The 4,853-nt window shown below is 70.1% G+C and carries 5 protein-coding genes; 3 read left to right on the forward strand and 2 right to left on the reverse strand.

Annotation, left to right across the window (positions count from 1 at the left end; genetic code table 11):
• Both ffh and MFF42_RS25010 read right to left on the reverse strand, forming a co-directional pair.
• Nucleotides 1-1,312: signal recognition particle protein (gene ffh / locus MFF42_RS25005; protein WP_238258661.1), on the reverse strand; the 1,312-nt coding region annotated here is incomplete at its 3' end.
• A gap of 16 nt (nucleotides 1,313-1,328) precedes the next feature.
• On the reverse strand, nucleotides 1,329-1,550 hold the full coding sequence (locus tag MFF42_RS25010; RefSeq protein ID WP_238258663.1) for a glutathione S-transferase: 222 nt from the start codon (nucleotides 1,548-1,550) through the stop codon (nucleotides 1,329-1,331).
• A gap of 442 nt (nucleotides 1,551-1,992) precedes the next feature.
• On the opposite strand from MFF42_RS25010, the gene MFF42_RS25015 reads away from it, so the two are divergent.
• The 3 genes from MFF42_RS25015 to MFF42_RS25025 all read left to right on the forward strand — a co-directional run.
• Entirely contained in the window at nucleotides 1,993-2,367 is a 375-nt protein-coding gene (locus MFF42_RS25015) for a hypothetical protein (RefSeq protein WP_306423562.1), read from the forward strand.
• A 367-nt stretch (nucleotides 2,368-2,734) separates the two neighbouring features.
• Nucleotides 2,735-3,820 carry a Rieske 2Fe-2S domain-containing protein gene (locus MFF42_RS25020; RefSeq protein ID WP_238258667.1) on the forward strand — a complete coding sequence of 362 codons (1,086 nt, stop codon included), beginning with the start codon at nucleotides 2,735-2,737 and terminating at the stop codon, nucleotides 3,818-3,820.
• A 49-nt stretch (nucleotides 3,821-3,869) separates the two neighbouring features.
• A partial coding sequence (locus MFF42_RS25025; RefSeq protein WP_238258669.1) for an MBL fold metallo-hydrolase occupies nucleotides 3,870-4,853 on the forward strand: 984 nt, incomplete at its 3' end.

Below are 4,853 nucleotides of genomic sequence, written 5' to 3' on the forward strand. Positions count from 1 at the left end.
TGCCGCCGCGCTTGCCCGAACTCATGGACTTCATCATGTCGGCCATGGTCCGGTGCATCTTGAGGAGCTTGTTGATCTCCTCGACCTTCACGCCGGCACCCGCCGCGATGCGCTTCTTGCGGCTGTTCTTGAGGATGTCGGGGTTCTTGCGCTCCCCCGGCGTCATCGAGGAGATGATCGCGCGCTGGCGCTTGAACATCTTCTCGTCGAGGTTGGCGCCCTCGACCTGCTTCTTCATCTGCCCCATGCCGGGCAGCATCCCCATCAGACCGCCGATGCCGCCCATCTTCTCCATCTGGGCGAGCTGCATCGACAGGTCTTCGAGGTCGAACTTGCCCTTCCGCATCTTCTCGGCGGTGCGCAGGGCCTGCTCGTGGTCGATGGTCTCGGCCGCCTTCTCGACGAGCGAGACGATGTCGCCCATGCCGAGGATGCGGTTGGCCACCCGCTGCGGGTGGAACTCCTCGAGTGCGTCGACCTTCTCGCCGACGCCGACGAGCTTGATTGGCTTGCCCGTCACAGCGCGCATGGAGAGCGCCGCGCCGCCGCGGGAATCGCCGTCCATGCGGGTCAGCACGATGCCGGTGACGCCGAGGCGCTCGTCGAAGGCGCGGGCGGTGGTGACCGCGTCCTGGCCGGTGAGCGCGTCGGCCACCAGCAGCACTTCGTGGGGTTTCGTCGCCGCCTTGACCTCGGCGGCCTCGTTCATCAGGCCCTCGTCGACCGTGGTGCGGCCGGCGGTGTCGAGCATGACCACGTCGAAGCCGCCGAGGCGGGCGGCCTCCATGGCACGCTTGGCGATCTGTACCGCCGACTGGCCGGCGACGATCGGCAGGCTCTCGACCTCGACCTGCTTGGCGAGGACCGCGAGCTGCTCCATCGCCGCGGGGCGGCGGGTGTCGAGGGAGGCGAGCAGCACGCGCCGCTTCTCGCGGCTCGACAGGCGCCGGGCGATCTTGGCGGTGGTGGTGGTCTTGCCCGAGCCCTGGAGGCCGACCATCAGGATGGCGACCGGGGCGGGCGCGTTCAGGTCGACGACGCTGGCATCGGTGCCGAGCATCGCGATGAGCTCGTCGTTGACGATCTTCACGACCATCTGGCCGGGCGTCACCGACTTGAGCACGACGGCGCCCACCGCCTTCTCGCGCACCCGGTCGGTGAACGAGCGCACCACCTCCAGCGCCACGTCCGCTTCGAGCAGGGCCCGGCGCACCTCGCGCATGGCGGCGGTGACGTCGGCCTCCGTCAGCGCGCCGCGGCGCGTCAGCCCGGAGAGGATGCCGGAAAGGCGGTCGGAAAGGCCTTCGAACATGCGGGTTCAGAGGTCCTTACTGGTGGAGGCCGGCATTGGCGACGCGGCGCGCGCGCAGCGCGTCCTCGAACGCCGCCACCGCGCGGGCGAACTTGTCCCGGCAGGCCGCATCGCAGAAGCCGACCACCGCACCGTTGTAGAGGGTCAGCGCCTCGGGCACGATCGGCTTGCCCGACCACGGGCAGTGGTCGTTGACCGCATCCTCGATGCGGAGGGGGGTGTCGTTCGCGGGCGCCATGGCAGGGCTCGTTTGACGCTTCGGCGAACGCCCGGCAACGACAAGGGCGCCCGAGGGCGCAGACGCGCTGTCGGACGTTGACCTCCGGCCTCTCGGACCGGTCGGCGGCTCATCGTGACGTTCGAACGTCGAAATGGAGCCGGGCGGATAGGCCCTGTGCCGATTTAAGTCAATCCCACGGCCGCTTTCCGGGCCGATCCCGGACGCGACGGAAGGCAGTAGATGGTGCTGGGCCGATGTGCGGCTGTCCTCGGAACGGACGTAAGCGGACGGTTAAGCTTTACCCTTCGTTAAGCATGTTGGGATCTGATGCTCGACGACGCACCGCTGGAGGTGCCCGAGGTACTCCCCGATGTCGGAACCCGCGCGACAGGCCCCATCTCCCGAGCCCGGCCTCCGGTCTCCGATCAGCTCCGCGCCGCTGCGGGATTGGCTCGCCACCATGCGCGCGACGGTGGCCGAGACGCAGCCCGTCGAACGTCGCGAGGCCGAGCCCGCCCCCGCCGAGCCCGAGGCGGAAGCCCGCGGCAACGGCTGGTCGCCCCGCCTCGTCTCCGCCGCCGCGAAATCGGCCGAGGCCGCCGACGAGGACGTGGCCGAGATCATGGCCGAGAACATGATGCTGAAGGCCCGGCTCCGGCTGGAGGCCGAGCGCCGCGACGAGCTTCAGATCATCCTGGCCCAGGAGATCCGCGAGCTGCGCGCCCACATCGCCGAGGAAGTCGGCAAGATGGAGGATCTGCGGACCGAGCGCGACCTCTGGCGCGCCCGCTGCGAGGCGCTCGCCGCGCCGCTGTTCCAGGGGCAGCAGCGCTGAACCGATCTGGACGACACCGGACATGCGAAGGGCCGCCCCATGGAGCGGCCCTTCCATTGTCGAACCGGTCAGTCCGACGAAACCTGTCGTGATCCTGCGGGTGCGTCAGGCGCACACGCCGGAGGTAACGGTCCAGGCCTTGGTCGTCGGCGACGGCTGATGACAATGAGACACTGGATCACCTCCTTTCGTTCGTTGCGGATGAGCCCAAGGTAGGGAGGAATTCCGCCCGGCGAAAGACCCCCGGCGGCCGAACCGGTGCGTTGTCTCGCCGCAATGCACAATGCGTCGCCGCGCGCGGCCCTGGCCGACGGGCGGCCGGGAGCCTAAAGAGGGCACCCGTCCGCATCGGTCAGCCCGGAAAACGATGTCCTCCGCCGCCGCCCCGCGTGTCTCCGCCGACGACGCCCTCGATCCGCGCGCCATGCGCGAGCCGCTGCCGAACGCGTGGTACTGCGTCGGCCGCGCCGCGGCGATCGCGGGGGGCAAGATGCGGGCGGTGGCGCTCAACGGCGAGCAGGTCGTGCTCGGCCGCGGTAAGGACGGCGCCCTGTTCGCGCTGCGCGACCGCTGCCCCCACCGCGGCATGGCCTTGTCCAAGGGCAAGTTCGACGGCGACACGCTGATGTGCCCCTTCCACGGCTGGCGCTTCGGCACCGATGGGCGCTGCCGCGACGTGCCGACGCTCTCCGAGCACGACGCCTCGGACTTCTCGCGCATCGCCGTGCAGCGCTTCCCCATCGTCGAGAGCGCGGGCTTCCTCTGGGTCAACCCGCATCTCGGTCCCTCCGACCCGGACGCCGTGCCGGCGGTCCCGTCCCTCGATTTCGAACCGGCCGGATGCCTCGTGCTCGAACTCGAGGTCGAGGCCTCGTTCGATCTCACGACGCTGAGCCTGGTCGATCCCGGCCACGTCGCCTTCGTCCACGACACGTGGTGGTTCCGCCCCTCCAAGGAGCTGCGGGAGAAGGTGAAGACCTTCCAGCCGGTGCCGCACGGCTTCGTCATGACGAGCCACGCCACGACGACGAGTTCGCCGGTCTACCGCCTGCTCGGCGGGGCGCCGGAGGTCGAGATCGAGTTCCGCCTCCCCGGCGTGCGCCTCGAGCGGATCAAGGCGGGCACGAAGCGGGTGGCGAACTACACCTACGCCACGCCGATGGGCGCCAACCGCACCATGCTGACCAACGCCCTCTACTGGAGCATGCCGGCGCTCAACCTGCTGAAGCCGATCGCCCGGCCCCTGATGCGCCAGTTCCTGACCCAGGATCAGCAGGTTCTGCAGCACGCCCAGGCCGGCCTCGACCGCAAGCCGACCATGGTGCTGCTCGGCCAGGGCGACCTGCCCTCGCAATGGTATTTCCGCCTCAAGCGCGAGGCGCTGGAGGCGGCCCGCGAAGGCCGGCCCTTCGCGAATCCGCTGATCCGGCAGGAGCTGCGCTGGCGCTCCTGAGGCTCCGCGCCGCGCTTGAACCGCGGGCCGGGCAGGCCATCTTGGCCGTATGAAGAAGCGTGGCCTGCTCACGGTCGCCAGCGCGGCCACGGTGATGACCCTCGGCGGTGTCGGCTACGCCGCGCACCGGAGGAACAAGAACCCCTATTACCGCGGGCCGGCGAGCGACCACTTCGACGGCCTGCGCTTCCACGCCGCGGACCAGCCCCCGGACAAGTCGCTCGGCGACCTCGCCCGCTGGCGCCGGACCGGCAAGTCCGAGGCGTGGCCCGCCAGCTTCCCGAGCCCCTTCCCGGCGGACAGGCCGCCGGCGCGGGTCGAGGGGTTCCGCGTCGTGCTGATCGGGCATGCGAGCTATCTGATCCAAGTCGCGGGCCGCAACATCCTGGTCGATCCGGTCTTCTCCCGGCGTGCCAGCCCGTTCCGCTTCGCCGGACCGAAGCGGGTCAATCCGCCGGGCATCGCCTATGCCGACCTGCCGCCGATCGACGCGGTGCTGATCACCCACAACCACTACGACCATCTCGACGGCCCGACCGTCGCCCGGCTCTGGCAGGATCATCAGCCCCTGATCGTGGCGCCCCTCGGCAACGACGCGATCCTGCGCGGCTACGACGAGACGATGCATGTCGAGACGCGCGACTGGGGCGAGTCCGTCGATCTCGGCGCCGGCATCGCCGCCCACCTGACGCCCGCCAACCACTGGTCGGCCCGCGGCCTCAACGACCGGCGCATGGCGCTCTGGTGCGCCTTCCTGCTGACCACGCCGCGCGGGGTGCACTACCATGTCGGCGATTCAGGGCTCGGCGACGGCGCGGTCTTTCGCGAGATCCGCGCCCGCTTCGGCCCGCCGCGGCTCGCGACCCTGCCGATCGGCGCCTACGAGCCGCGCTGGTTCATGCAGCCGCAGCACATGAACCCGGCCGACGCGGTCGAGGCCCTGACGTTGCTCGGCGCCGATCAGGCGCTCGGCCACCATTGGGGCACCTTCAAGCTCACCGACGAGGGCATCGAGCGGCCCGTCGAGGCGCTG

It is taken from the genome of Methylorubrum podarium, from assembly GCF_022179745.1.
Classification (GTDB): Bacteria; Pseudomonadota; Alphaproteobacteria; order Rhizobiales; family Beijerinckiaceae; genus Methylobacterium; species Methylobacterium podarium.